Below are 307 nucleotides of genomic sequence, written 5' to 3' on the forward strand. Positions count from 1 at the left end.
TTTGTGTATCCCGTAAATAATCTCCACTCCTTCCCTTATCTTTACACCCTTGGGTATTCTTGGTGTCTTTTTAAAAAGAAAAGCCGGGGAAGTAAATTCTTTTTCCAACTTTTCCATTTCTTTAATCATTGGGGGAGCGAGATACGCCGGCTCCAGCTTTCCAAAAAGTTTCTCAAATTTCTCAATTAAAACAGATTTAATCTCTTCTCGAGGAGGAATCTCCCCCAGCTCTTTCTTCATAGTAGTTAAATTATCTTGCATACTTTTATATATTTTATCTCTAAATTTTTCCTCCGGCACTTTTAAT

General features: G+C 35.8%; 1 pseudogene. It reads right to left on the bottom strand.

The window, feature by feature from the left end:
• A pseudogene (locus COZ07_RS02115) lies at nucleotides 1-261 on the bottom strand (lipoate--protein ligase family protein); the annotation flags it as partial.
• Between the last annotated feature and the right edge of the window lie 46 nt (nucleotides 262-307).

It is taken from the genome of Candidatus Infernicultor aquiphilus, assembly GCF_002784285.1.
Classification (GTDB): Bacteria; Atribacterota; Phoenicimicrobiia; order Phoenicimicrobiales; family Phoenicimicrobiaceae; genus Infernicultor; species Infernicultor aquiphilus.